At 51.8% G+C, this 24,345-nt stretch carries 25 protein-coding genes; 17 read left to right on the top strand and 8 right to left on the bottom strand.

Going from position 1 to position 24,345, the window contains the following annotated elements; all coding sequences use genetic code 11:
- Positions 1-94 precede the first annotated feature (94 nt).
- The 10 genes from pspA to tyrR all read left to right on the top strand — a co-directional run bounded on the left by pspA (position 95) and on the right by tyrR (position 7,077).
- Positions 95-763, top strand: a complete 669-nt coding sequence (pspA, locus tag MRY16398_RS15430) for a phage shock protein PspA (RefSeq protein ID WP_039076953.1) — start codon at positions 95-97, stop codon at positions 761-763.
- 67 nt (positions 764-830) lie between these two features.
- Positions 831-1,055 (top strand): envelope stress response membrane protein PspB, encoded by a 225-nt coding sequence (pspB, locus tag MRY16398_RS15425; RefSeq protein WP_071194093.1) that lies wholly within the window; start codon positions 831-833, stop codon positions 1,053-1,055.
- Entirely contained in the window at positions 1,055-1,414 is a 360-nt protein-coding gene (gene pspC / locus MRY16398_RS15420; protein ID WP_071194094.1) for an envelope stress response membrane protein PspC, read from the top strand. The genes pspB and pspC overlap by 1 nt, the downstream gene beginning before the upstream one ends.
- A 17-nt stretch (positions 1,415-1,431) precedes the next feature.
- Positions 1,432-1,650 carry a phage shock protein PspD gene (pspD, locus tag MRY16398_RS15415; RefSeq protein ID WP_039076956.1) on the top strand — a complete coding sequence of 73 codons (219 nt, stop codon included), beginning with the start codon at positions 1,432-1,434 and terminating at the stop codon, positions 1,648-1,650.
- A gap of 91 nt (positions 1,651-1,741) precedes the next feature.
- On the top strand, positions 1,742-2,062 hold the full coding sequence (gene pspE, locus MRY16398_RS15410) for a thiosulfate sulfurtransferase PspE (RefSeq protein ID WP_125124741.1): 321 nt from the start codon (positions 1,742-1,744) through the stop codon (positions 2,060-2,062).
- 112 nt (positions 2,063-2,174) lie between these two features.
- On the top strand, positions 2,175-3,572 hold the full coding sequence (locus tag MRY16398_RS15405) for a YcjX family GTP-binding protein (RefSeq protein WP_079497544.1): 1,398 nt from the start codon (positions 2,175-2,177) through the stop codon (positions 3,570-3,572).
- Complete coding sequence (locus MRY16398_RS15400; RefSeq protein ID WP_125124740.1) at positions 3,569-4,630, top strand: YcjF family protein; 1,062 nt, start codon at positions 3,569-3,571, stop codon at positions 4,628-4,630. The genes MRY16398_RS15405 and MRY16398_RS15400 overlap by 4 nt, the downstream gene beginning before the upstream one ends.
- A gap of 96 nt (positions 4,631-4,726) precedes the next feature.
- Entirely contained in the window at positions 4,727-5,029 is a 303-nt protein-coding gene (locus MRY16398_RS15395) for a type II toxin-antitoxin system HigB family toxin (RefSeq protein WP_125124739.1), read from the top strand.
- A gap of 5 nt (positions 5,030-5,034) precedes the next feature.
- Positions 5,035-5,394: a helix-turn-helix domain-containing protein gene (locus tag MRY16398_RS15390; RefSeq protein WP_079497513.1), complete on the top strand. Its 360-nt coding sequence runs from the start codon at positions 5,035-5,037 to the stop codon at positions 5,392-5,394.
- A 141-nt stretch (positions 5,395-5,535) separates the two neighbouring features.
- Positions 5,536-7,077, top strand: coding sequence for a transcriptional regulator TyrR (tyrR, locus tag MRY16398_RS15385; protein WP_039076990.1), 1,542 nt, complete (start codon positions 5,536-5,538; stop codon positions 7,075-7,077).
- Between the two features lie 42 nt (positions 7,078-7,119).
- Here tyrR and tpx read toward each other — a convergent pair whose 3' ends face one another.
- Complete coding sequence (gene tpx, locus MRY16398_RS15380; RefSeq protein ID WP_039076959.1) at positions 7,120-7,626, bottom strand: thiol peroxidase; 507 nt, start codon at positions 7,624-7,626, stop codon at positions 7,120-7,122.
- A gap of 117 nt (positions 7,627-7,743) precedes the next feature.
- Here tpx and ycjG point away from each other — a divergent pair, with 117 nt between their 5' ends.
- The gene (gene ycjG, locus MRY16398_RS15375; protein ID WP_125124738.1) at positions 7,744-8,718 is read left to right on the top strand and encodes an L-Ala-D/L-Glu epimerase; all 975 of its coding nucleotides are present in this window, start codon (positions 7,744-7,746) and stop codon (positions 8,716-8,718) included.
- Here ycjG and mpaA read toward each other — a convergent pair.
- Complete coding sequence (gene mpaA, locus MRY16398_RS15370) at positions 8,700-9,413, bottom strand: murein tripeptide amidase MpaA (RefSeq protein ID WP_039076961.1); 714 nt, start codon at positions 9,411-9,413, stop codon at positions 8,700-8,702. The genes ycjG and mpaA overlap by 19 nt on opposite strands.
- A 187-nt stretch (positions 9,414-9,600) precedes the next feature.
- Here mpaA and MRY16398_RS15365 point away from each other — a divergent pair, with 187 nt between their 5' ends.
- Together MRY16398_RS15365 and MRY16398_RS15360 are read left to right on the top strand one after the other, a co-directional pair.
- Positions 9,601-11,217 carry a peptide ABC transporter substrate-binding protein gene (locus MRY16398_RS15365; protein WP_125124737.1) on the top strand — a complete coding sequence of 539 codons (1,617 nt, stop codon included), beginning with the start codon at positions 9,601-9,603 and terminating at the stop codon, positions 11,215-11,217.
- Positions 11,218-11,421: 204 nt separating this feature from the next.
- Positions 11,422-11,610, top strand: a complete 189-nt coding sequence (locus MRY16398_RS15360; RefSeq protein WP_071194313.1) for a YdiH family protein — start codon at positions 11,422-11,424, stop codon at positions 11,608-11,610.
- Positions 11,611-11,665: 55 nt separating this feature from the next.
- On the opposite strand, the gene MRY16398_RS15355 is transcribed toward MRY16398_RS15360, so the two are convergent.
- Positions 11,666-12,886 (bottom strand): GGDEF domain-containing protein, encoded by a 1,221-nt coding sequence (locus MRY16398_RS15355; RefSeq protein WP_071194104.1) that lies wholly within the window; start codon positions 12,884-12,886, stop codon positions 11,666-11,668.
- A 143-nt stretch (positions 12,887-13,029) separates the two neighbouring features.
- Entirely contained in the window at positions 13,030-14,397 is a 1,368-nt protein-coding gene (locus MRY16398_RS15350) for an MHYT domain-containing protein (RefSeq protein ID WP_232034335.1), read from the bottom strand.
- 456 nt (positions 14,398-14,853) lie between these two features.
- On the opposite strand from MRY16398_RS15350, the gene MRY16398_RS15345 reads away from it, so the two are divergent.
- The 3 genes from MRY16398_RS15345 to ynaL all read left to right on the top strand — a co-directional run bounded on the left by MRY16398_RS15345 (position 14,854) and on the right by ynaL (position 17,593).
- Positions 14,854-16,050: a methyl-accepting chemotaxis protein gene (locus MRY16398_RS15345; protein WP_039076964.1), complete on the top strand. Its 1,197-nt coding sequence runs from the start codon at positions 14,854-14,856 to the stop codon at positions 16,048-16,050.
- Positions 16,051-16,183: 133 nt separating this feature from the next.
- Entirely contained in the window at positions 16,184-17,167 is a 984-nt protein-coding gene (zntB, locus tag MRY16398_RS15340) for a zinc transporter ZntB (protein ID WP_039076965.1), read from the top strand.
- Positions 17,168-17,443: 276 nt separating this feature from the next.
- Entirely contained in the window at positions 17,444-17,593 is a 150-nt protein-coding gene (gene ynaL, locus MRY16398_RS31420; protein WP_272879234.1) for a proline-rich small protein YnaL, read from the top strand.
- Between the two features lie 32 nt (positions 17,594-17,625).
- Here ynaL and ttcA read toward each other — a convergent pair whose 3' ends face one another.
- From ttcA to nifJ, 4 genes are all read right to left on the bottom strand, one after another.
- Entirely contained in the window at positions 17,626-18,561 is a 936-nt protein-coding gene (ttcA, locus tag MRY16398_RS15330; protein WP_039076966.1) for a tRNA 2-thiocytidine(32) synthetase TtcA, read from the bottom strand.
- A gap of 144 nt (positions 18,562-18,705) precedes the next feature.
- Positions 18,706-18,801, bottom strand: a complete 96-nt coding sequence (locus tag MRY16398_RS30460) for a YoaK family small membrane protein (protein WP_139153700.1) — start codon at positions 18,799-18,801, stop codon at positions 18,706-18,708.
- A 482-nt stretch (positions 18,802-19,283) separates the two neighbouring features.
- Positions 19,284-19,496, bottom strand: a complete 213-nt coding sequence (locus MRY16398_RS15325) for a KTSC domain-containing protein (RefSeq protein WP_125124735.1) — start codon at positions 19,494-19,496, stop codon at positions 19,284-19,286.
- A 123-nt stretch (positions 19,497-19,619) separates the two neighbouring features.
- Positions 19,620-23,144 carry a pyruvate:ferredoxin (flavodoxin) oxidoreductase gene (gene nifJ / locus MRY16398_RS15320; protein WP_125124734.1) on the bottom strand — a complete coding sequence of 1,175 codons (3,525 nt, stop codon included), beginning with the start codon at positions 23,142-23,144 and terminating at the stop codon, positions 19,620-19,622.
- A gap of 558 nt (positions 23,145-23,702) precedes the next feature.
- On the opposite strand from nifJ, the gene MRY16398_RS15315 reads away from it, so the two are divergent.
- A complete protein-coding gene (locus tag MRY16398_RS15315; RefSeq protein WP_039076969.1) occupies positions 23,703-24,173 on the top strand; it encodes an Hsp20 family protein in 471 nt (156 codons plus the stop codon).
- Positions 24,174-24,345 lie beyond the last annotated feature (172 nt).

Here is a 24,345-nt window from a genome sequence, read left to right as displayed (position 1 = left end):
TCTTTTAAAATCAATAAATTAAAAAATTGGCACGAAGATTGTAATACCGGAGAGCAGGGCAAGGCCCGATTACAGAAATTAAGAGGAACAGATTATGGGTATTTTTTCTCGTTTTGCCGACATCGTGAACGCCAACATCAACTCGCTGCTGGAGCGCGCCGAGGATCCGCAAAAGCTGGTGCGTCTGATGATTCAGGAAATGGAAGACACGCTGGTCGAAGTACGTTCAACCTCAGCCCGTGCGCTGGCAGAGAAAAAACAGCTCGTACGCCGCGTTGAGCAGGCGACCGCGCAACAGGTTGAATGGCAGGAAAAAGCCGAGCTGGCCCTGCGCAAAGATAAAGACGATCTGGCGCGTGCGGCGCTGATCGAGAAGCAGAAAGTGACGGCGCTTATCGATACGCTGGAGCAGGAAGTGGTGCAGGTTGATGAAACTCTCGCCCGGATGAAAAAAGAGATTGGCGAGCTGGAGAGCAAACTCAGCGAAACGCGCGCACGCCAGCAGGCGCTCTCTTTACGCCACCAGGCGGCGAGCTCGTCCCGCGATGTGCGTCGCCAGCTTGATAGCGGCAAGATTGATGAAGCGATGGCCCGTTTTGAGTCTTTCGAACGTCGTATTGACCAGATGGAAGCCGAAGCGGAAAGTCATGGTTTTGGTAAACACAAAACGCTGGATCAGCAGTTCTCTGAACTGAAAGCGGATGACGAAATCAGCGAACAACTGGCGCAGCTGAAAGCAAAAATGAAACAAGATAATCAATAACATTTTTGCAAGACATTGCAGGCGGCATCGGGAGATGTCGCCCCATTATCACCTGTAAGGAGTACACATGAGCGCGCTTTTTCTGGCCATTCCCCTGACGTTATTCGTTCTGTTTATTTTGCCGGTCTGGTTATGGCTCCATTACAACAACCGTACCTCACGCGGTGAACTACCGCAAAGTGAGCAGCAACGGCTGATGCAACTGACCGACGATGCACGGCGAATGCGTGAACGTATTCAGGCGCTGGAAGACATTCTTGATGCAGAGCATCCGAACTGGAGAGATCGCTGATGGCAGGTTTAAACAGCAATAAAAAGTTATGGCGTATCCCGCAGGAAGGCATGGTGAAAGGGGTGTGCGCCGGTGTTGCGCACTATCTGGATGTACCGGTGAAGTTGATCCGTTTGATAACAGTGTTGGCCATGCTGTTCGGGCTGTTTTTCCCGGTTGTGGTGGTCTATATCGTTATGACCTTCGTTCTGGACCCGATGCCGGAGAGCGCAGTGGATGCCGAAAACACCCCAACCAGCAGCCAGCTTCTGGATGCCGTGGACGCGGAACTGGAAGCCGGTGAGCGTCGTCTGCGCCAGATGGAGCGTTATGTCACCTCCGACACGTTCTCTCTGCGCAGTCGTTTCCGACAGCTTTAATGAAGAGGTATCAGGCAATGGCAACCTGGCGACAGGCTACACAGAAAGTTAAACCGGGGATGAAAATCGCCGGGAAAGTTGTCCTGCTGGCCGCGTTGCGCTATGGCCCGGCAGGAGTTGCAGGCTGGGCGGTGAAATCGGTGGCGCGACGCCCGGTAAAAATGTTGTTGGCTTTTGCGCTTGAACCGTTGCTCAATCGCGCGGCGAGCCGATTCTCGAAACGCTTTATGAAGTAACCCGTGCGCAAAATGCGATAACAGCGCTACAACCGGGTTGTAGCCGGGCGTATAGTTGGCGAAGGAATTAACAAAACCAAAGGAAGGAAAGATGTTAAAACAAACGGTTATCGCCGCTGCGCTCGCTGCCAGCACACCCACTTTTGCCGCGGAGCACTGGATCGACGTACGGATCCCGGAGCAGTATCAGCACGAACATATTCAGGGCGCACTGAACATACCGCTCAGTGATATTCAGGCCGGAACCTTCTCGCCACTGGCAAAAGAGGACACCCTGTACCTGTACTGCAATTCCGGGCGTCAGGCGACGCTGGCCCAGGAGGCATTACAGCAAATGGGTTACCAGCATGTCATCAATATGGGCGGTATAGCCGGTCTGAATAAGCCTGTCGTTACCTCCAAATCCAAATAAACCTTCTGGCGGCGGGGCATTCGCCTCGCTACCGTTGATATCTGCCGAAGTGCACCTCATCTCATATATCCTATGAATAAATTTTCTGATTTCATGGCGGCACGGAATGACGATTGAACGCTGGAAAAATGAACTTAATGCCCTGGTAAACCGGGGAATGGATCGCCATCTGCGGTTAGCCGTTACGGGGCTAAGTCGCAGCGGAAAGACGGCGTTTATCACCGCAATGGTGAATCAATTACTTAACGTTCACGCAGGCGCGCGGCTTCCCTTGTTTAGCGCGGTACGTGAAGAGCGACTGCTTGGTGTTAAACGCGTTCCTCAACGTGATTTTGGTATTCCGCGTTTTACCTATGACGAAGGGCTTGCACAGCTCTATGGTACGCCACCCGTCTGGCCAACCCCGACACGCGGTGTCAGCGAGATTCGACTCGCGCTGCGCTTCCGGTCGCAGGAGTCGCTGCTGCGCCATTTTAAAGAGACCTCCACGCTGTATCTGGAAATTGTCGATTATCCAGGGGAATGGCTGCTGGATTTGCCGATGCTGGCTCAGGATTATCTAAGCTGGTCACGACAGATGCGCGGCCTGTTACAGGGACAACGTGGCGAATGGTCGCAGAAGTGGCAGGCCTTGTGTGAAGGGCTGGATCCTTTAGCGCCTGCCGATGAAAACCGTCTGGCAGACATTGCCGCTGCCTGGACAGATTATTTGCATCAGTGCAAACGCGAAGGGCTGCATTTTATTCAGCCGGGGCGTTTTGTTCTGCCCGGTGATATGGCCGGCGCACCTGCATTGCAATTTTTCCCATGGCCCAATGTGGACGAAACGGGGGAAGCCAGACTGGCGCAGGCGGGCAAACACACTAACGCGGGCATGCTGCGCGAGCGGTTTAACTACTATTGCGAACATGTGGTGAAGGATTTTTATAAAAATTACTTCCTGCGTTTTGACCGCCAGATTGTGCTGGTGGATTGCCTGCAACCGCTCAACAGCGGGCCACAAGCCTTTAATGATATGCGTCTGGCGCTGACGCAACTGATGCAAAGCTTTCACTACGGTCAGCGGACGCTGTTTCGCCGTCTGTTCTCGCCGGTTATCGATAAGCTGCTATTTGCCGCCACAAAGGCGGATCATGTCACGCTCGACCAGCATGCCAATATGGTGTCGTTGCTCCAGCAACTGATTCAGGATGCGTGGCAAAACGCTGCGTTTGAAGGGATCAGCATGGACTGCGTTGGTCTGGCCTCTGTCCAGGCGACACAGAGTGGCTTGATTGATGTTAATGGCGAGAAAATTCCTGCATTACGTGGCCATCGGCTGAGCGATGGTTCTCCCCTGACATTTTACCCCGGTGAGGTGCCGGCGCGTCTGCCAGGCCAGGCATTCTGGGAAAAACAAGGGTTTCAGTTTGAGTCCTTCCGCCCTCAGGCGCTGGATGTGGATAAGCCATTGCCGCATATCCGTCTGGACGCTGCGCTGGAATTTTTATTGGGAGATAAATTGCGATGAGTGAACCCCTCAAACCGCGTATCGATTTTGCCGGGCCGCTGGAAGCGGAGACCGTCATGCAGGTCAAGGCCGCGCAAACATTCAGCGACGATCTGGCTGATAACTTCGCGCCAGTCAATCCCGACGAGATCCGCGAAGAAGGCCCGGCAGAAGCCGCAGTAGAAGCGGCGCTGTACCCGAAACGCAGCCTGTGGCGCAAAATGGTGCTCACCGGGATGGCGCTGTTTGGCGCAAGCGTTGTCGGTCAGGGCGTGCAATGGGCGATGGATGCCTGGCAAACTCAGGACTGGGTCGCCATGGGCGGGTGTGCCGCTGGTGCATTGATTGTCGGTGCGGGCGTTGGGTCTGTGGCGACGGAGTGGCGTCGGCTATGGCGATTGCGGCAGCGAGCCCAGGCACGAGACGAGGCGCGGGAACTGCTTCACAGCCACGGTACAGGGAAAGGGCGCGCATTTTGTGAAAATCTGGCGCGCCAGGCCGGGCTAGACCATGCGCATCCTGCACTCCAGCGCTGGTATGCTGCGATTCATGAGACACAAAATGACAGGGAAGTGGTCTCGCTGTATGCCCATATCGTCCAGCCTGTATTGGATAACCAGGCGCGGCGTGAAATCAGTCGCTCCGCGGCTGAGTCAACATTAATGATTGCCGTCAGTCCGCTTGCGCTGGTGGATATGGCGTTTATCGCCTGGCGCAATCTGCGTCTGATTAACCGCATTGCGACGCTTTATGGTATTGAGCTGGGGTATTACAGTCGACTGCGTCTGTTTCGCCTGGTGCTGCTCAATATTGCCTTTGCCGGCGCCAGTGAAATGGTGCGTGAAGTGGGCATGGACTGGATGTCGCAAGACCTTGCCGCACGTCTTTCCGCCCGTGCCGCGCAGGGGATTGGCGCTGGCCTGTTGACTGCCCGATTAGGCATCAAAGCCATGGAACTGTGCCGCCCGTTACCGTGGCTTGGTGATGACAAACCGCGTCTTGGCGATTTTCGTCGCCAGTTGGTGGTGCAGCTCAAAGAGACGGTGCAAAAAGGCAAAGCGTCGAAGCGAGATGGATAGTTCTCTCTTGCCGTTAAGTTTACTGTGGTTGTTTTTACAGAAGTCCCATTTTGGGATAAAATGGATAGGGTCCCACGATGGGACAGGGATAATTCAATGAAGATCATATCCATCAAAGCGCTCAGAGATTTTTGGACGACACATCCGGATGCGGAACAGCCCTTAAAAGCATGGCACGATGAGGTTCAGCAGGCTGAATGGAAAACGCCTGCAGACATTAAATCTCAATACCGTAGTGCAAGCATCCTCAAAAACCGGAGGGTCGTGTTCAACATTAAAGATAACGACTACCGTTTAATTGTCTCGATTGCGTATCAACGAGGCTGGGTGTTTGTGAAATTTATAGGCACACATCATGAATATGATGTTGTCGATGCAGACAACGTTGAACGAGGGTAATCTGTATGCAAATCAAGTTAATCAAAACGGAACAGGATTACGAAGCCGCGTTAAAAGCGGTTGCCCCTATGTTCGACAATGAACCTCAAATGAACACACCTGAGGGTGATTACTTTGAGGTGATGTGTTTGCTTATCGAAGAGTATGAAAAAAAACATTATCCAATCGATCCTCCTGATCCGATTGAAGCCATAAAATTCAGGATGGAGCAGCAAGGATTGACCGTCAGCGATCTGGAGTCTGCAATTGGCAAATCGAACCGGGTATACGAAATTCTGAACGGTAAGCGCAATCTGACGTTACCGATGATTCGAAAACTCCACTGTCAGTTTGGCATTCCCCTGGAAAGCCTTGTTGGACTATAAATTGCGCGCTGCGCGTTTAACTTTACGGCATAGCGCCCACTTTTCCGCCATGCTGTCAATATTTCTTGACAGACATCTTCCTGCCAGAGAGGAACTGACATATCATCCCGGCATTCGTTGATTATCTGGGGTGATATTTCCATGCGTCTTGAAGTCTTTTGTGAAGACCGACTCGGTCTGACACGCGAACTGCTGGATTTACTGGTGTTACGCGGCATTGATTTACGCGGAATCGAGATAGACCCTGTCGGGCGCATCTACCTGAATTTTGCTGCTCTGGAGTTCAATACATTCAGCAGCCTGATGGCAGAGATCCGCCGTATCCCTGGCGTAACCGACGTGCGCACCGTGCTGTGGATGCCTTCCGAGCGTGAGCATCGTGCGCTGAGCGCGGTGCTGGAGGCGCTGCCGGAACCCGTTTTATCGCTGGATATGAAAGGGAAGATTGAACTGGCGAACCCGGCGAGTTGCCAGCTATTTGCGCTGGACCAGAGCAAACTGCGCAATCACAACGCGGTACAGCTCATTTCCGGTTTCAATTTCACGCGCTGGCTGGAAAGCAACCCGCATAACTCTCATAGCGAACATGTTGCCATTAATGGGCAAAATTTCCTGATGGAAATCACCCCGGTCCATCTGGAAGGCGAATCCGGCGAACCGGTTCTGACCGGCGCGGTGGTGATGCTGCGTTCCACCGTCCGAATGGGACGTCAGTTACAAAACCTTTCGCAACAGGATCTGGGCGCTTTCAGCCAGATTGTCGCCGTCAGTCCGAAGATGCGCCAGGTGATGGAGCAGGCCCGGAAGCTGGCAACACTTACGGCACCGCTACTGATTACCGGTGACACGGGGACGGGTAAAGATTTGCTGGCCCGAGCTTGTCATATGGCCAGTCCGCGTGCGGCGAAACCCTACCTGGCGCTGAACTGCGCGTCGATTCCGGAAGATGCCGTCGAAAGTGAACTGTTTGGTCATGCCCCGGAAGGGAAAAAGGGTTTTTTTGAACAGGCGAATGGCGGTTCTGTGTTGTTGGATGAAATCGGCGAAATGTCGGCGCGAATGCAGGTTAAACTGCTGCGTTTTCTCAATGACGGGACTTTCCGCCGGGTTGGGGAAGACCATGAGGTACACGTCGATGTGCGGGTGATTTGCGCCACCCAGCGCAACCTGGTGGAGCTGGTGCAAAAGGGGATGTTCCGCGAAGATCTCTATTATCGCCTGAATGTTCTGACGCTGAATCTACCGCCGTTGCGGGAGCGTCCGCAGGATATCATGCCGCTGACCGAACTCTTTGTTGCCCGTTTTGCCGATGAGCAGGGCGTTCCCCGGCCTAAATTGTCGGCCGATCTGGGTAACGTTCTGACCCGTTATGGCTGGCCGGGCAACGTTCGTCAGTTGAAAAACGCGATCTACCGTGCGCTTACCCAACTGGAAGGCTACGAGCTACGCTCACAGGATATTCTGCTGCCGGACTTTGATGCCGCTACCCTGCCTGTCGGCGAAGATGCGATGGAAGGGTCGCTTGATGAGATCACCAGCCGCTTTGAGCGCTCGGTACTGACACAGCTTTATCGCAGTTTCCCCAGCACGCGTAAGCTGGCAAAGCGCCTTGGCGTCTCGCATACGGCGATCGCGAATAAACTACGGGAATATGGTTTGAGCCAGAAGAAGGGTGACGAGTAATACGAATTGCCCGGTAAACAGCGCGTTACCGGGCAGACTTTATTAGCCTTTCAGCACTTCAAGTGCGGCAGCATAGTCAGGCTCGTTGGTGATTTCATTCACCAGTTGGCTGAAAATGACATTGTCGTTTTCGTCAATGACCACCACAGCACGTGCCGCCAGACCTTTCAGCGCGCCTTCGGAAATGCCCACACCGTAGTTTTCCAGAAACTCAGCGTTACGCAGCGTGGAGAGGGTGATCACATTGCTCAGACCTTCCGCACCGCAGAAGCGAGACTGGGCGAATGGCAGGTCAGCGGAAATGCACAGAACGACAGTGTCGTTTACGCCTGTTGCCAATTCGTTAAATTTACGCACAGATGCGGCGCATACGCCGGTATCAATGCTCGGGAAAATGTTCAGAACTTTACGTTTTCCTGCAAACTGGCTTAATGCAACGTCAGACAGGTCTTTCGCCACGAGAGAGAACGGTGCGGCTTTGGAACCGACCTGCGGAATCTTACCGGCAACGGAAACTGGATTACCCTGGAAATGGACAAGCTGTGACATATATATCTTCCTGTTTACATATAGTTAACTTCGTCGCTAGTGTATTCTGAAAGCAAGGACCACGGCAAACCTAATTTCACATCTATAATCGTGGAAAAGGCGGCAGAGGAGAAAGGGATGAGAAGCGTTAAGGTTTATGATGAAACCTGGCCGTTACACACGCCATTTGTCATTGCTCGAGGTGCGCGCAGCGAGGCTCGGGTAGTGGTTGTTGAACTGGAAGAAGACGGCGTCAAAGCCGTAGGTGAATGCACGCCATATCCCCGTTATGGCGAGAGCGAGGCTTCGGTGATTGCGCAGATTATGTCGATCCTGCCGCAACTGGAAAATCGTTTGACCCGTGAAGAACTCCAGACACTGCTTCCTGCCGGTGCGGCGCGTAATGCCGTCGACTGTGCGCTTTGGGATCTGGAAGCCCGGCGACAGGGAATGACGCTCGGGCAGTATGTGGGAGTGACATTGCCCGCCACAGTCACTACTGCGCAAACCGTGGTCATCGGTACGCCTGAGCAAATGGCCGCCAGTGCCTCGGCGCTGTGGGAGACGGGAGCAAGGTTGCTTAAGGTGAAGCTTGACGATCATTTGATCAGCGAAAGGCTGGTGGCAATACGTGCCGCTGCACCGGAAGCCACGTTGATCGTTGATGCCAATGAGGCCTGGCAAAGTGAAGGTCTTGCTGCCCGTTGCCAGCTTCTGGCCGATCTTGGCGTGGCAATGCTCGAACAGCCTCTTCCGGCAGGCGATGATGCCGCGCTGGATAACTTTATCCATCCTTTGCCCATCTGTGCCGATGAAAGTTGCCACACGCAACGGGATCTCGCCGCGCTGGCGGGGCGCTATGAGATGGTTAATATCAAGCTCGATAAAACCGGCGGGTTGACAGAAGCGCTGGCGTTAGCCCGTGCGGCGCACGAACAGGGTTTTGGCCTGATGCTGGGCTGCATGATCTGTACTTCACGCGCCATTGGCGCGGCACTACCGTTGGTGGGTGAGGTTCGCTTTGCCGATCTCGACGGCCCTACCTGGCTTGCGGTAGATGTCGAACCGTCGCTGCAATTCACCCCTGGTCAGCTTCATCTCTCCACATCATGACGCAGTAGCGCTGTCATCGCGCTGAGGTATTTCTCGCTGGCTTCATCGGCTGAAACTGGCGGGAATTCCAGTGTGATGCAGTGCAAATTCATATCTGCGCACCAACTACCGAAAGAGCCGGGTGTTTCGTAGCCGACACTGGTGACCAGCGGTAAATTAAACGCCTGCGCCAGCCACTGACCAAAGGCGCTGTTGCGTGGATCTTCCACACAGGCCAGCGGATCGTGAAACGACACCACCCAGGCGGGGCGGACCTGGTGAATCAACTGGCACAATGCTTTAGTTTCGGGTTCGGAGCCGGGGGCATCACCTGTCGATAACACTACATCACGCGCTTCGGCGGCGCTGTTCCAGCGGTAAACCGTTTCGCCGGGTTTCCAGTTTGCGGCCGGAAAATTACGATTTAAATCCACGCCGCTGGCATTCGCACGCAGGCCAAGCTGGCAACCATCCGGATTGACGGCCAGCACAACATGGTGTCGACGAAGTTCTGGTTTCAATGTCCGCAAGGCGCAGGAAAGCGTCACAATAGAAGAATTTTCATCACCATGGGTTCCCGCAATGATAAGCCCGCTGGCATGTGAAGCTTCGGTTGCCGGAAACCAAATGAGCGGGGCACCTAACAGAGAGTGTCCGTAATATTCGCTACCGGAAGGAAAGGCGCCCCGTTCCGGGCGTGGGCGTGAAGCAGGCATAGTCATCCTTATTCTGGTTGGCTTATTGCAAGTGTTGGGCATATTTCTCGCCTGGGCAAATTATTGCTGTATTCAGGCAAAAAGGAATAGCCGTCAACTTTCCATCGACGAAAATTTGCATTCGCTCTTTCTAAAACAAATAATTACCTCATCTTTCGTTTTGCTTCAAAACATAAAAGGGGATCTCATGAAGCATCCTGTCTCGTTGCTCAGTTGTGCGCTTTTACTCTGTGGTTTTTCCTCATCGCCCTGGGCTGCGGATGTTCCGCAGGGCACGGTGCTGGCTCAGAAACAGGAGTTGGTTCGCCATATTAAAGACGAACCCGCATCGCTTGACCCGGCGAAGGCGGTAGGGCTGCCGGAGATTCAGGTCATTCGCGATCTGTACGAAGGCCTGGTCAATCAGAATGAGAAAGGCGACATCATCCCTGGCGTGGCCACCAAATGGCAGACCAGCGATAACCGCGTCTGGACATTCTCCCTGCGTAATGATGCAAAATGGTCCGACGGCACGCCGGTCACCGCACAAGATTTTGTTTATAGCTGGCAGCGCCTGGTCGATCCGAAAACAACGTCACCTTTTGCCTGGTTTGCGGCGCTTGCAGGAATCACCCACGCGCAGGATATCGTTGATGGCAAGGCGACGCCGGATAAACTTGGCGTGACGGCGGTCGATGCCCATACGTTGCGGGTGCAACTCGATAAGCCGTTGCCATGGTTTGCGAACCTTGCTGCGAATTTTGCGTTTTACCCGGTGCAGAAAGCCAATGTTGAAAGCGGCGCTGACTGGACGCGTCCAGGCAACCTGGTCGGCAATGGCGCTTATGTGCTGGAAAACCGGGTGGTGAATGAGAAAATTGAACTCAAACCGAATACCAATTACTGGGATAACCGTAAAACCGTCATTCAGAAAGTGACATTTGTACCGATCAATCAGGAAACGGCGGCGACAAATCGCTATCTTGCCGGGGGAATTGATATCACGGAGTCCTTCCCGAAAAATCAGTACCAGAAATTGCTCAAGGAGATTCCCGGCCAGGTTTACACCCCGCCGCAGCTCGGCACCTATTACTATGCCCTTAATACGCAAAAAGGGCCGACAGCCGATCCGCGCGTACGTCTGGCGCTGAGTATGACCGTAGACCGCCGCGTGATGGCTGAGAAGGTGCTGGGTACAGGGGAAAAACCGGCCTGGCGATTCACACCGGACGTTACCGCAGGCTTTAAACCACAGCCTTCGGCGCTGGAAAAGATGAGCCAGGCGGAGCTCAATGCCCAGGCGAAAACCCTGCTCCAGGCCGCGGGTTATGGCCCACAACGTCCGCTGGAATTGACGTTATTGTATAACACCTCCGAAACGCATCAGAAAATCGCGATTGCGGTGGCATCGATGTGGAAAAAGAATCTGGGCATTGATGTCAAACTGCAAAACCAAGAGTGGAAAACGTATATCGATAGCCGTAATACCGGCAACTTTGATGTTATCCGCGCCTCATGGGTGGGGGATTACAATGAACCGTCTACCTTTCTGTCGCTGTTAACATCTACCCATAGTGGCAACATCGCGCGTTTTAACGATCCGGCATATGACAAGGTCATGAATCAGGCTGCGCAGGAGACACAGGCCGAAGCTCGCAATGCGGATTACAATACGGCTGAGAAGATCATCGCGGAAAAAGCACCCATCATTCCTATCTATCAATACACCAATGGTCGCCTGATTAAGCCATGGCTTAAAGGCTATCCCATCACTAACCCGGAAGATGTGGCGTATACACGCACAATGTATTTGATTAAGCACTGAGTTTTCTGACGGGTATAACGTCTTTCGACATCTCCGCTGGCGCTTATGCAGCGCCAGCGCCGCATTTTCCCCGTTTACCCATAGGCCGACGCCTGCCATCGAAGGAATGTGAAGCGTGGAGACGAACGCGCATACGCCTTTGGTCAAAAAATGGTCGAAATAATGTGTTATAGTGATTATGTTTTAACCACACATGAGGATTATATGCACACCGAATTAGACCCCACTCAGTTGGCAATTGAATATCTCCGTCGCGATAAAAGCGGATTGACGCCTGCGCAATACCTTAAGAAATTAAAACAACTCAGGCTGGAATTCGCGGATTTGCTGACGCTCTCGCATAGCGAGCTAAAAGAAGAGATCGATTTTGCCTGGCGGATGGGCATCCACTAAATAACGCCCATCGTTGAAAAGCGCCCTCGCAAGGGCGCATTTTTTTGTCACGAATTCAGGCTGCCAGCACTTTATTACGCCCACTGTTTTTTGCACGGTACAGCGCTTCATCCACACGCTTAAACAGATCGTCCAGCGATTCTCCCGCCAGATGGCGAGCCACGCCAATACTCACAGTACATCCCGGAAGTTGGGGAATATTGATACTGGCGACGGCCTGGCGTAACTGTTCAGCGATGCCAACAGCGGTTTCCTCTGTCGTATGGGGCAACAGCAACAGAAACTCTTCGCCGCCCCAGCGGAAAACATAATCTCCGTGACGGCAATGTTGCTCAAGCGTGCGGGAAAGTTGTATCAGGACTTCATCACCTTTCTGATGCCCGTATTGATCATTGATGCGTTTAAAGTGGTCGGTATCGACCAGCAACAGGCTGAAATCGAACGCGGTCGGCATAATCTGTTCAGTCAGATGGTAGAACTGTCGGCGATTGAGTAAACCGGTGAGTAAATCGCGGTGCGCGGCATATTCCAGTTCCTGCTCAAGGCGTTTCTGCTCAGTGATATCATGAATAATGCATAGCATCAGTCGGTCATTATAGATTTCAACCGGGCCAGCATAGGTCTGAACATGGCGGGTTGAGCCATCAGCCAGCTTATGTACAAAATTGAGCGGCTTATGGCCGCCAGGCAGATGGGCGATTTCAGCCATCACTGGCAAAATACCACGTCCGAGGGTGTTGATCTCCCAGGTGTGTTTTTGGCACATCTCATCGTACGAGTAGCCGTAAAAACGCAGTGCAGCGAGATTGGCATCAACGATCAGGCCATCTCTGGCGGGGTCGATAAGCAGGATAGGTGCGGAGTTGGTATAGAAAAAACGGGCATAAAAGCCCTGTTTGCGATGGCGGTATGTTGTTGAGCGGCTGGCTTTAACTCTGGCGGATGTTCCCGAGGATAATCCTTCAAAAAATATCACTTCACCTATGCCACTGATTTCGCGCAGGGAGGCTTTACAACTTAAACTCACCTCTTCGCCATCAATGTGAACAGTCCAGACTTCGATAATATTGTGTTGATTCCTGAGACCTGGCAGGTACATGGCCAGGCTGTGATGTGCATATGCTGAATATGTCCCGGTTCTCAATTCCCGTACTGAACGCTCAGCGGTCAATTTCTTCGCCACTGCGTTGGTGAAGAGCAATTCTTCTGTCTCAGGTGAAATCACCCAAACGGGTGTTGTCAACAGGTTTAGCGCATCCAGGCGATCTGTAAGCATGGATTTATCCCCTTATCGTGCGCGTCGCTTTAGTCTTTGTAACTTATCGAATAATAGCGTTTTCGGCAGTTTTATTATCAGACTTGAGGAAAATCTAACGCAAAAAAATGTGAATTGATATGTATCGTTGCAATAAGCAAATTTTACTTTTGATTGATTGATATATCAGAGAGGAAAAAAGGAGTGTTTGCCGCATTGTGAGTTATTGCCGGATGCCAGACTTCCCAGCCATTACGCCCATTTTGTTTGACACGATACATCGCGGCGTCCGCTTTAAATTTCAGATCCTGAACGGTGTCACCGTGCAGGGGATAAAAACTGATGCCCACACTTAATGACACGTTTATGACATGCCCTTGTTCGTAAAATGGAAAATGAATAGTGTCTACCAGTCTTTTTGCCAGTATGGTGATTTCCTCATCTATACAGTCAGGTACCAGCAAAATAAACTCATCGCCCCCAAGGCGCGCCAGCGTCATTTTTGCATTGACGCAGGTCGAAAGTCTTACGGCGACGGACTTCAATAATAAATCGCCAATGTGGTGTCCAAAGGCATCATTGACCTGCTTAAAACGGTCAAGATCCATAAACAATACGGCAAATCGCTGCCGCTGGGCTGCTGCGCTGGCAAGGCAAGCATCCAGTAAAATATCGAATTGGATCCGATTTGCCAGGTTGGTCAAGGGGTCGAAATGGGCCTGCATCTCCAGTTGATGGTTTAACTGACGCAGGCTCTCGGTGAGTCGCGAGGTGCGGATCTGGGAGTCAATAAGTGAAATAAACAGCATTATTCCCAGTACAATCAGCGTGGAGGTCGAGACCCAAATTGAAAGGCCGGCTTCGCTCACGCTGGTATGTGTAGAGTAATAGGCAGTACTGCGAACAATAATTCCAGCGCTGTCTTTACCATTGCTAAACTCAACGGCGCTCATCGCCACATAATGCATGGCGCATATCGTGATACCGAGAACGAGACCAGCGAAAACCCGATAGATAAATGCGCCGTGATGGTTGACCTGGCGAACAAAGGCAAGCCATAGCGAAAAACAGGAGGCAAAAAAAGCAATGGTTACAGAGAGGATGAGACGCGGCGTGTTCCAGTAGAGAGTGACGTAATCGGTGAGGGCGGCCATACCGAGAGCATGCATTCCCACTATGCCCAGACACAATAAACAGGTCGCCAGGATAAGACGTTTAAAGGGCAGTATCTCTTCGCTGACAACAACGTTGATGGCCAGTGTTGCGGCAATTAAGGCAACAACGAATGAAGCAATGGTTAACACCAGGTCGTAATGCATCACGATAGGCATGCGCATTGCCAGCATACCAACAAAATGCATTGACCAGATTCCCATGCCTAGTGTCGCACCGCCACAGAGTCGCCAGAACAGCGCGCCGCGAACGGTGGATGAAAAAATTTTGCTGGCGCTATCCAACGCCACAAATGAGGCAATGAACGCCACAACAAAAGAAATACCGATAAGTATGGGGTCCCACGATACATAAAGCATTATGCATTTCACGCCCGCTGAAAAGGAAAAAGTTAATTCTAATTTTTATTCTAGCAGCTAACCTGGCGAATTTATGTTGTTGGAAGTATTTATTATTTATACTGCTATTTAAGTTGAATTAAAAGTAAATTATTATTATCGGCATTCACATAAATAACTTTAGGGTTATGAATCATTTTAGCATGGCTTAAATATAATTTAAGCCGCGTGATGGATTAAATTTTTGAGATATAAAGCTGCTTTTTGTATGGCGGATTACCTCCTGATATGACAAGTTATTTAGATATCTTAACTTTAAAATTTGCTGTATCTCTGGGTTTTTGGATTTTAATGTCGCCCATAAGTTAAATTTAAGTGAAGGTAAGCTAAACATGTCTTACGATCAAATTCGGGGTGAAAAAGTTATTTTCGAATGCTATAAGAATATTATCCCTCGCGAAGTATTGTTGGTGCCCCATGCTTAAAAATATTAGTGTAAGAAGCTTTATATTATCATTCCTGATTGTCTCTTTTTTCATCATCGACCTTTTAGTGATCGCCATCTCAAAAAATATGGCCTTATTTACAGCAATTAGCGTGGTTTCGGTAGCAACATTGAGTTTGCTTTGGCTGTATATGACGTATTATTTAGTCACGCCAATTAATACGGTGAAGAAAAGTATCGAAGAGGTGACCGCTGGCAACCTGTCGATTACGATTCCCGAATTTGGCAACAATTGTGCCGGGCGCTTAATTCCAGGCATTAATAGCCTTTCTGCAAGTATCGCAACGCTGGTTAATGAAATCCGTCTCTCTTCACAGAACGCAATGGATCTCTCCGATCAACTGGCATCGCGAAGCGGCGAACTGTCGGTTAAAACTGAAGAGCAATCTGCGGCACTGGTGCAGACAGCGGCCAGTATGGAACAGATAGCCAGTAGTACCCAAAATAATGCCGAAAACACGCGGCTTGCCAGTACCCGGGCGAACGATGCCAGTGCGAATGCGCGAAAAGGCGGCGACTTGATGGGGCAGGTGGCGAAAAATATGCAGTCCATTACTGACTGTGCGGGCCAAATGGCAGATATCATCTCCCTTATTGATGGCATTGCTTTTCAGACAAATATTCTCGCGCTGAACGCTGCTGTGGAAGCGGCAAGAGCGGGGGATCACGGTAAAGGCTTCTCTGTGGTAGCAGGAGAAGTCAGAGGCCTGGCGCACCGCAGCGCCGAAGCGGCCAAAAATATTAAGTCGCTGATTGCCGTCACCACGGAAAACGTCACGCAAGGGGCGACAGTCGTCAACCAGGCCGAACAAAATATGCATGAAATTGTCTCCGGTGCGAGTGTGGTCAGCAAGTTAATGGGTGAAATTGCCGTATCGACCCTGGAGCAAGAAAAAGGCATTTCGCAGATTACACTGGCACTGTCTGAGCTGGAAAAAGTGACGCAGAGTAATGTCACTATGGTAGAAGAACTGGCTGGTTCTTCTGACATTCTGAAAAACCGGGTTATCGAACTGCAGGCTCGTACCTCTAAGTTCCGTCTGGCGGACAACCAGGTAACAGACACTGGTCCCGTTACGACACCCTCAAGCGTTCCTTCCGAAAATCGTAGAAATCGTCAGGCAAGCCCTGCTATCGGTAACCAGGAAAATTACTGGCATTCGTTCTAATTTTCAGGTCATCCCGCCTCTGGCCCGCTCATGCGGGCTTTTTTTAATATTTGTAACGAATTCAGCATGATGGTTGCTTAACGGGCGCAGAGAGCTAGACTGACAACAGCACTTATGTTGATTGGGAGGCGCTGTGGAAGCGATCAAAGGAACGGATGTTGATATTCCGGATGCGGTTTTCGCCTGGCGTCTGGATGGAAAGGGCGGAGTCAAACCGCTGGAACCGGATGATGTGATTGATGCACAGCATCCTTGCTGGCTGCACCTGAATTATACCAATCAGGAGAGCGCGCAATGGCTCGCATCAACGCCGCAGTTACCTAATAGCGTGCGTAACGCGCTGGCCGGTGAAAGCCTGCGTCCACGTGTCAGTCGCGTAGGGGAAGGTACGCTTATCACGCTGCGCTGCATTAACGGCAGCACAGACGAGCGCCCGGACCAGTTAGTGGCCGTGCGTGTTTATATGGATGAACGGATGATTATCTCAACGCGTCAGCGTAAGGTGCTGGCGCTGGATGATGTCGTGAGCGACCTGGAGGAAGGGACCGGGCCGACGGACTGCGGCGGCTGGCTGGTGGATGTTTGTGATGCATTGACCGACCATGCCAGCGAGTTTATTGAAGAGCTACACGATAAGATTATCGACCTTGAAGACAATTTGCTTGATCAGGAGATTCCCCCCAGAGGTTTCCTTGCATTACTGCGTAAACAGTTGATCGTGATGCGTCGCTATATGGCGCCACAGCGAGATGTTTTTGCCCGTCTGGCCAGCGAGCGGCTGCCGTGGATGACCGACGATCAGCGTCGTCGTATGCAAGATATTGCAGACCGACTGGGGCGGGGACTTGATGAGATTGATGCCTGTATCGCGCGCACGGCGGTGATGACGGATGAAATCACGCAGGTGATGCAGGAGTCGTTAGCGCGCAGAACTTACACCATGTCGTTGATGGCAATGGTCTTCCTGCCCAGCACCTTTTTGACCGGGTTGTTCGGTGTCAATTTAGGCGGAATACCCGGCGGTGGCTGGCGATTTGGCTTCGCACTTTTCTGCATTATGTTGGTCATCCTGATAGGGGGTGTTACCTGGTGGTTGCATCGTAGTAAATGGCTGTAAAATTTCACTTTTTTAACAAAAATTGAACATAAAAACGCCGTTTACTTTGAGCGATATCAATAAATGCTCTACGCAACCAGTGCAATATTGCACTCGCAGGTGAATGCAACGTCAAGCGATGGGCGTTGCGCTCCATATTGTCTTACTTCCTTTTTTGAATTACTGCATAGCACAATTGATTCGTACGACGCCGACTTAAAAGAGTCGGCTTTTTTTTGCCTCTCAGTTTGTCCGGTCTACCCTTAAAGGATGGCAACGCGAAAGAAGGAGGCGAAAATGCGTACATTAACCACACTGCAGATGAGCGACCCACTTCCAACAGATCCGGTTCCAGTGCCTGACCCTATACCAAAACCGCAGCCCATTCCCGACCCGCCGTTCGACCCGGACCCTCGTCCCATTGTCGATCCACCGCCGCACAGATAGAAAAAAGCCCTCTGTGAAAGAGGGCTGATGGCTTACTTGATTTCAAGTATATCGAGGCGGCTGGCAGCGAAATCGCCGTCGTCTTCATCAGGCTGCCAGCCTGCTGGCCGTAAAGGGATCTCTTCGCGGTCAAAGGCGAGGTCGCCACCGTCCACTACCGCAGAACCGTGATGAATAGATTTGAAATCAAACAGGGTGGTATCGCTCAGATGCGAAGGCACGACGTTTTGCATCGCACTGAACATCGTCTCAATACGCCCAGGATAACGTTTATCCCAGTCGCGCAGCATATCGGCAATAACCTGACGTTGCAGGTTCGGCTGTGAACCGCACAGGTTGCAGGGAATGATAGGGAATGCTTTTGCTTCGGCAAAACGCTCGATATCTTTTTCGCGGCAGTAAGCGAGCGGGCGAATCACGATATGTTTGCCATCATCGCTCATCAGCTTGGGCGGCATGCCTTTCATTTTGCCGCCATAGAACATGTTCAGGAACAGCGTTTGCAAAATGTCGTCACGGTGATGGCCCAGCGCGATCTTAGTGGCACCCAGCTCAGTGGCCGTACGGTACAAAATGCCGCGACGCAGGCGTGAGCAGAGCGAACAGGTGGTTTTCCCTTCCGGAATTTTCTCTTTTACGATCCCGTAGGTGTTCTCTTCGACGATCTTATATTCGACACCCTGCTGGTCCAGGTAAGCTGGCAGAATGTGTTCCGGAAAGCCCGGCTGTTTCTGATCGAGGTTGACCGCCACAAGGCTGAAATTGATCGGCGCGCTTTGTTGCAGATTGCGCAGAATTTCCAGCATGGTATAGCTGTCTTTACCGCCGGAGAGACAGACCATGATGCGGTCGCCTTCTTCAATCATATTGAAGTCGGCAATCGCTTCGCCCACATTACGGCGCAGACGTTTTTGCAGCTTGTTCAGATTGTATTGTTCTTTTTTGGTAATTTCTTGATTTTGCGACATGAAAAAAAGGCTCAATTCAGGTGTTCAACGTCAATCAGGCATGCCTGACCAACAGATATGGGCGCTAAAGCGAGATTGTAGCAATGCTTGACGGCGAATACAGGATTTTTATCGCGGAGACGATGGCAGGAATGAATGCCGCTATTAGCCCGGCGTAGCGTAGCCACCGATAATAAACCAACTGAGAAATGCGACAGCGACGATAAATACGATGATGGGGAAAGCAATACCCAGCCTCATAACTGTTCTCTAATGCCAGAGGTGAAAAAGCAGAAGAGCACATTACCCAAACCGGATCGGCTCTGCAAATGTTATAACGCGAAAAACGACTATTGCTTAACGGCTCTCACCAGAATGACCGTTGTGAGCACTTATTGAGTCGTTCAGCGGTAAGAGGAAAGGGCATTGCCGTTACGTTGAGAGAACATAACGGCGGACAAAGACAGGTATTCAGGATCTGCGGTTAGTCAGCACAAGGCTGAACTTCTTCCATTGGTTTTCGCGTTGACGCTGCAGGCTCCAGTGAATCTGCATCGTGCGGCGAGTTCTGCTTAATTTCATTCAATCGTTCTCAATGGCTAAGGAGTCGTCAGACCAATGTTCAGGTCTGAACATGAGTATGGCGCACTTATTTGACAGTTTTATATCAGCGGCGTCTGTTTGGCAGGATTTTCAGACAATGCGCCACTTTTTTACGCGTATTGTGAGGTTTTGCCTGTCTTTCAGGCCACTTTCTTTTCCGGAAATTTGCCTTTCACTACGCCATCGTAATAGTGGCCTTTCGATACAACCGTCAGAAATACTGTGAAAATTCTTTCCGGCACGCCGTGGTACTGCCAGGTGCTTTTATCGTGAAAACAGACTTCCAGCGTGTTTGTGCATTCATCATAGCCAATGGACGCAATACGGGAGGATTTTACGGGATGGTGTCGCATGCTGGGTGTCCTTTACAACTCGGCGCGGGGAAGGTTTATCATCCACCAGATGCGCCGTCTGTTGCAAGACGCACAGAAATAAAAAGCCTGCAAATATGCAGGCTTTTTGTTCAACTTATCTTGTTATTCCGTCGAGCTTTTTTCCGATTTTCCTGCCATTTGGGCGAGGAAGTCATAGCGTTTTTGCAGATCGGCGGCGGCATCTTTCCAGAGCTGTTCTGCCACTTCCGGTTGCTGGGCGTTAAGCCGCCTGAAGCGTTGCTCGTTGAGCAGCGTTTCGGCCAGCGCATCAGACGGTGGACGGGAATCGAGCGCCAGCGGCAATTTGCCTTCATCCGCACGGCGCGGGTCGAAGCGATACAGTGGCCAGAAGCCGGTTGCCGTAAGTTGACGCATCTGATCATGGCTTAACGCCAGATCATAGCCATGCTCCTCACAGGGACTATAGGCAATGATCAACGACGGTCCAGGGTAGGCTTCCGCTTCCTGAATCGCTTTTACCGTCTGGTTGAGCTGCGCGCCAAGTGAAATCTGCGCGACATAAACATGGCCGTACATCATCATACTGACACCAAGATCCTTACGTGCCTTACGCTTGCCATGTTCACCAAACTTGGTGACCGCTCCAAGCGGCGTGGCTTTGGATGCCTGACCGCCGGTGTTGGAATAACATTGCGTATCGAGCACCAGGATATTGACGTTCTCGGTGAGGCTGAGCACATGATCCAGACCACCAAAGCCAATGTCATAGGCCCAGCCGTCGCCGCCAATCAGCCAGATCGATTTCTCGACCAGCGCATCAGCATCGGTTAACAGCTCTTTGGCCTCCTCGACACCGGCCAGTGCCTGACGCAGCGAGGCAACCTGTTCACGACGCTCTTCCGGTGTCGCATCGGCATGCAGCGCATCGTTGAGTTCGCCTGGAATATGCGCGGCGAACTGTTCCAGCAGGCGCATCACGCGTTTGCGGTGCTGATCGACCGTCAGGCGGAAGCCCAGACCAAACTCGGCGTTATCCTCAAACAGGGAGTTCGCCCATGCCGGGCCACGTCCTGCCGCATCAGTGGTATACGGTGTGGAAGGTAAGTTACCGCCATAAATCGACGAACACCCGGTGGCGTTAGCTATCAGCATGCGATCGCCATACAGTTGGGTTAACAGCTTGATGTACGGCGTTTCGCCGCAGCCGGAACAGGCGCCGGAGTATTCAAACAGCGGGCTGATAAGCTGCGAGGTGCGAATATCGATACGTTCCAGTTTGCTGCGGTCAATTTCCGGCAGATTGAGGAAGTAGTCGAAATTCACTTTCTCTTCTTCAACGTGCTCCAGACGCGACATCATATTGATGGCTTTGATTTCCGGGTTCTGACGATCTTTGGCCGGGCAGACTTCCACGCACAGGTTACACCCGGTGCAATCCTCTGGCGCCACCTGCAGCACGTACTTCTGTCCACGCATATCACGAGATTTCACATCCAGTGAATGCAGGCTTGCCGGAGCCTGTTCCATCGCTTCGGGTGAAACCACTTTGGCGCGAATGGCTGAATGTGGGCAGGCCGCAACGCAGTGGTTACATTGCGTACAGAGCTCCTCTTTCCAGACAGGGATCTCTTCGGCGATGTTGCGTTTCTCCCAGCGAGTGGTGCCCATCGGCCATGTACCGTCTGGCGGCAGCGCAGAGACGGGCAGGGCGTCACCCAGGCCTGCCAGCATGGCGGCCGTAACGGTTTTAACGAAATCGGGGGCGGCATCGGAGACTACGGGTGGGCGGGGCGCGCTGGTCGGATTCACCTGTTGTAGCGGAACCTCAAACAGCGATTCGCGCGCCATTGCCAGAGCCTGCCAGTTGCGCTCAACCAGTTCCTGACCTTTGTTGCTGTAGCTTTTGGCAATGGCCCCTTGCAACTCCGCCAGCGCGCTGTCGCCTGGCAGGATGCGGGTCAGATGGAAGAAGGCCATCTGCATTACCGTGTTGATTCGTGCGGCCAGGCCACATTCGCGGGCAATTTTCGCGGCGTTAATGACGTGGAAATGGGCTTGCTTTTGGTTCAGCACAGCCTGTACTTCCTGCGGCAGTCGATCCCACACTTCGTCGGCACTGTACGGGGTGTTGAGCAGGAAAATGCCGCCAGGTTTCAGACGCTCCGCCATCTGATATTTATCAATAAACTGCAATTGATGGCAGCCAACGAAATCCGCCTGCGAGACCAGATAGGCTGAGCGAATCGGGTGCTCACTGACGCGCAGGTGCGAAACTGTCAGGCCGCCCGCTTTTTTGGAGTCGTAAACAAAATACCCCTGTGCATACCACGGCGTTGAATTACCAATAATCTTAATGTTGTTCTTGGTGGCTGAAACACTCCCGTCACTGCCAAGTCCATAAAACAGGGCTTCCAGTCGGGATTTTGATGGCAACGTATTTTCCGGCAATGGCAGTGACAGGTTTGTCACGTCATCATAAATGCCGACGGTAAAACGCGGTTTAGGTTTGCTGGCGCGCAGTTCATTGAAGACGGACAGAACGCAATCCGGGCCAAACTCTTTGGATGATAATCCGTAGCGCCCACCGATAACCCGGGGCAGGGTTTCGCGTTCACCGCTATTAAAGGCTTCTGCGAGCGCGGTCATCACGTCCAGATAGAGAGGTTCTGCCAGCGCACCAGGCTCTTTTGTGCGATCGAGTACGGCTATAGTTTTTGCCGACTCCGGTAAGACGGCAAGCAGATGCTGCGCGCTGAACGGACGGAACAGGCGCACTTTCAGTACACCGACTTTCTCACCGCGAGTGAGCAGTTCGTCGACGACTTCTTCACAGGTACCAATTGCCGAACCCATCAGGATAATGACGCGCTCAGCCTGAGGATGACCGTAATACTCAAACGGCTTGTACTGGCGTCCGGTGGCGGCGGCAAACGCATCCATAGCCTGCTCAACGTGGTCATAGACGGCGTTGTACCAGGGGTTAGTCGCTTCACGTGACTGGAAATAGGTATCCGGGTTGGCGGAGGTACCGCGAATGACGGGGTGTTCAGGATTGAGCGCACGGGAACGGTGGGCATCAATCTCGTCCTGTGGCATCAGGGCGCGGATCGTATCGTCAGAGAGCGGTACAATCTTGTTAATTTCGTGCGAGGTACGAAAGCCATCAAAGAAATGAATAAACGGCACACGGCTTTTGAGCGTCGCGATATGTGAAATCAGCGCAAAGTCCTGCGCCTCCTGCACACTCCCCGCACAGAGCATCGCGCAGCCAGTCTGACGGACAGCCATCACATCGGAATGATCGCCGAATATTGAGAGCGCATGGGTAGCTACCGTACGGGCCGCCACGTGCAACACGAACGGCGTGAGCTGACCGGCGAGTTTATACAGCGTCGGGATCATCAGTAACAGACCCTGCGACGAGGTAAAGGAGGTAGAAAGCGCGCCCGTTTGCAATGCACCGTGTACCGCAGCAATGGCCCCGGCTTCGGATTGCATCTCCACAACGCGTGGCGTATCACCCCAAACGTTATTTAGCCCATTCCCGGCCCAGGCGTCTGCCTGCTCAGCCATGGTTGAACTGGGGGTAATAGGATAGATGGCGATAACTTCACTGGTACGGAACGCCACCGAAGCGACCGCGCCATTACCGTCAATAGTGATCATATGGAAACTCTCATTGCTTAAATGTCAGTTTTAAAGCGGCTTTATGCTTGCATCGCGACTCTCTGGTGCACCAGTAGGGCAGTTACAAGCATTTTTTTATTAAATAGATTTATTACGTTCGTTCTGGTGTATGTTCGCTTCGCTTTCAGGGTTATGGCTCATAGTCCGTTCTTTTTTCAGACCTGCAGCCGCCCCTCATCATGCTTTCAGTCAGTATAGACAGCCAGGAAGCAAAGGTTTTTGATCTCATGGGCTTTAGCGAAAGTTATAAGCCTGAGGAATATATTGCATTCCGTCGTTCGGGCGCTGGTCGTAACCTGTTGAGCATGTCGCGTCATGTCCACTCCCGGAAAATAGCGCAATTTTGTGATCGCCATTTTCCCTTGAGTAGCACTAATTCGTTTTGCGAGGAGGGTAGGCGAACGTCTGTAACGGGCCGCAGAAAAAAATTTTTCTTCAGGGCTTGAAAAACCGTTTACGGCGCTTATTTTTATCAGCGGACAAGCCACGCTTGCCTTTAACTTGAACTTTTGAATCCAACATTCAGGAGGTTAATTTATGGCACTCAGAACCTTGTCAGCACTTCCGGGCTTTTCTGATTCTGTCTTTGCTGACCGATTCAACCGTATCGACAAACTTTTTAGTCAGTTAACCGGGGATTCGCCTGTTTCGGCGTTACCGGCCTATGACCTCAAAAAAGTCGACGAAAATAACTACCTTCTAAACGTAAGCGTTCCAGGCTGGAAAGAAGACGAGCTGGAAATCGAAACCGTAGGCGGCACGCTGCATATCTCTGGTAAACGTGCGGTAAATGACTCTCAGGATGAACAAGGGTGGATTTACAGAGGCATACGCCGTTCTGATTTTCGGTTAAGTTTCTCGCTGCCAGAGCATGCTAAGGTCAGCAATGCGAAACTGGAAAGCGGGCTTTTAGAGGTGAATATCTACCAGGATATTCCTGAACATGAAAAACCCAGGAAAATTGCCATTGAGAACAGTCAAAAAGTGATTGAGCATCACGCCGGATAATTTCCGTTAATAGTTTGCCTGTCTTAGGCCCGCTCTGGCGGGCCTTTTTTGTACACGCAATCTGCCTTTTATCAGGGTATCCGCAGGGGCCTGTTGGCGCGCAATGTCTTTTCTGCCAATGCAGTTGCTCACAGCTTCCTGGATACGTTTAAACATCGCATACAGCTTTTTA

The sequence above is a fragment of the Phytobacter sp. MRY16-398 genome (assembly GCF_003925915.1).
Taxonomy (GTDB): Bacteria; Pseudomonadota; Gammaproteobacteria; order Enterobacterales; family Enterobacteriaceae; genus Phytobacter; species Phytobacter diazotrophicus.
Note: the sequence above shows the minus strand (reverse complement) of the source record. Positions and strands in the feature narration are given on the sequence as shown.

Excerpts from the sequence above, each read along its gene's own strand:
- pspE (WP_125124741.1), top strand. The coding sequence starts at position 1,742 with ATGTTAAAACAAACGGTTATCGCCGCTGCGCTCGCTGCCAGCACACCC.
- MRY16398_RS15395 (WP_125124739.1), top strand. The coding sequence starts at position 4,727 with ATGAAGATCATATCCATCAAAGCGCTCAGAGATTTTTGGACGACACAT.
- MRY16398_RS15360 (WP_071194313.1), top strand. The coding sequence starts at position 11,422 with ATGCACACCGAATTAGACCCCACTCAGTTGGCAATTGAATATCTCCGT.
- pspA (WP_039076953.1), top strand. The coding sequence starts at position 95 with ATGGGTATTTTTTCTCGTTTTGCCGACATCGTGAACGCCAACATCAAC.
- pspB (WP_071194093.1), top strand. The coding sequence starts at position 831 with ATGAGCGCGCTTTTTCTGGCCATTCCCCTGACGTTATTCGTTCTGTTT.
- nifJ (WP_125124734.1), bottom strand. The coding sequence starts at position 23,144 with ATGATCACTATTGACGGTAATGGCGCGGTCGCTTCGGTGGCGTTCCGT.
- ycjG (WP_125124738.1), top strand. The coding sequence starts at position 7,744 with ATGAGAAGCGTTAAGGTTTATGATGAAACCTGGCCGTTACACACGCCA.
- mpaA (WP_039076961.1), bottom strand. The coding sequence starts at position 9,413 with ATGCCTGCTTCACGCCCACGCCCGGAACGGGGCGCCTTTCCTTCCGGT.
- ttcA (WP_039076966.1), bottom strand. The coding sequence starts at position 18,561 with ATGTCGCAAAATCAAGAAATTACCAAAAAAGAACAATACAATCTGAAC.
- MRY16398_RS15345 (WP_039076964.1), top strand. The coding sequence starts at position 14,854 with ATGCTTAAAAATATTAGTGTAAGAAGCTTTATATTATCATTCCTGATT.
- pspD (WP_039076956.1), top strand. The coding sequence starts at position 1,432 with ATGGCAACCTGGCGACAGGCTACACAGAAAGTTAAACCGGGGATGAAA.
- MRY16398_RS15400 (WP_125124740.1), top strand. The coding sequence starts at position 3,569 with ATGAGTGAACCCCTCAAACCGCGTATCGATTTTGCCGGGCCGCTGGAA.
- MRY16398_RS15315 (WP_039076969.1), top strand. The coding sequence starts at position 23,703 with ATGGCACTCAGAACCTTGTCAGCACTTCCGGGCTTTTCTGATTCTGTC.
- tpx (WP_039076959.1), bottom strand. The coding sequence starts at position 7,626 with ATGTCACAGCTTGTCCATTTCCAGGGTAATCCAGTTTCCGTTGCCGGT.
- MRY16398_RS15390 (WP_079497513.1), top strand. The coding sequence starts at position 5,035 with ATGCAAATCAAGTTAATCAAAACGGAACAGGATTACGAAGCCGCGTTA.
- pspC (WP_071194094.1), top strand. The coding sequence starts at position 1,055 with ATGGCAGGTTTAAACAGCAATAAAAAGTTATGGCGTATCCCGCAGGAA.
- MRY16398_RS30460 (WP_139153700.1), bottom strand. The coding sequence starts at position 18,801 with ATGAGGCTGGGTATTGCTTTCCCCATCATCGTATTTATCGTCGCTGTC.
- ynaL (WP_272879234.1), top strand. The coding sequence starts at position 17,444 with ATGCGTACATTAACCACACTGCAGATGAGCGACCCACTTCCAACAGAT.
- MRY16398_RS15350 (WP_232034335.1), bottom strand. The coding sequence starts at position 14,397 with ATGCTTTATGTATCGTGGGACCCCATACTTATCGGTATTTCTTTTGTT.
- tyrR (WP_039076990.1), top strand. The coding sequence starts at position 5,536 with ATGCGTCTTGAAGTCTTTTGTGAAGACCGACTCGGTCTGACACGCGAA.
- MRY16398_RS15355 (WP_071194104.1), bottom strand. The coding sequence starts at position 12,886 with ATGCTTACAGATCGCCTGGATGCGCTAAACCTGTTGACAACACCCGTT.
- MRY16398_RS15325 (WP_125124735.1), bottom strand. The coding sequence starts at position 19,496 with ATGCGACACCATCCCGTAAAATCCTCCCGTATTGCGTCCATTGGCTAT.
- MRY16398_RS15365 (WP_125124737.1), top strand. The coding sequence starts at position 9,601 with ATGAAGCATCCTGTCTCGTTGCTCAGTTGTGCGCTTTTACTCTGTGGT.